A 978-nucleotide genomic window follows, 5' to 3' on the forward strand; every position below is an offset into this window, starting at 1 on the left:
ATCGCCTTTACCTCTACTTTGAGTGACGTTTATTCGCTGGGAGTGGTGATGTATGAATTATTCACCAGTACCTTGCCACTACCCAATGCGCCTCCAATGGCTCAGATTGATGCCAATATAACTCCAGCCCTTGAAAACCTTATTCATCAGTGTCTTGCTGTTGACCCTGCTGAACGTCCTCAGTCTGTAGAGCAGGTCCGGACTCAGTTGCTTTTGGCGATGAAAGGTCAGCATATTGCTGAGGAACAAGTGAATCGGGCAGGAGAAGGCTTAGCCTCTATTCAGCAAAAATTTGGCTTACTTGATGTTATGCAGGAAGACAAATTTGGCGCGGTTTATTTGTATGAAGATAAGTCCTCTCACAAGCTTCTGGTAATTAAGAAGCGTACCTCTACTTTTACGGGGTATCGTGAGGCAAAAATGCTTCACAGTTTGAAGCATCCGAATCTGGTTAATATTCTAGGAACATCCAAGAACGATAGTGTATTCATTGTTGTTATGGAATATGTCTCGGGTGGCAGTCTGCAGGACCGCTTGATTGAACCTATGGGAATGCAGATGTTTTTGAATACGGCGGTTCAAATTTGTAGAGGTTTGGCGTTTGCGCATCAAAATAGGGTTTGCCATGGCAATTTGCGTCCTAGCAATGTTTTGTTGACTTCAGATTTCCAGGTTAAATTGACAGACTTTGGTTTGGATGAGCATTATCGTGTCAAAGAGCGAGATGGTAACTGGTATGGAGATGCTGATGATCGAAAGGACGAGTTATCTGATATTTTTTCGCTTGGCGCAATTTTTTATCATGCATTAACGGGGGTTCCTCCAGCATTTAAGGATGGCAACCTGGTTAAGACCCAGATATTCATTAAATTACCCGTTGATATTCAGCAAATAGTTGGTCGCATGCTGTCACGTCGCCGAGAACAGAGACCGCAAAGCGTTGAGTCTGTCTTGTCCGAGCTTTTGCCGCTTCAGGAG

The 978-nt window shown here is 44.1% G+C and carries 1 protein-coding gene; it reads left to right on the plus strand.

All coding sequences use genetic code 11. The features are described from left to right. Positions 1–48: 48 nt before the first annotated feature. A partial coding sequence (locus A3735_RS02285; RefSeq protein WP_197485609.1) for a serine/threonine-protein kinase occupies positions 49–978 on the plus strand: 930 nt, incomplete at its 3' end.

The organism is Oleiphilus sp. HI0061 (assembly GCF_001635675.1).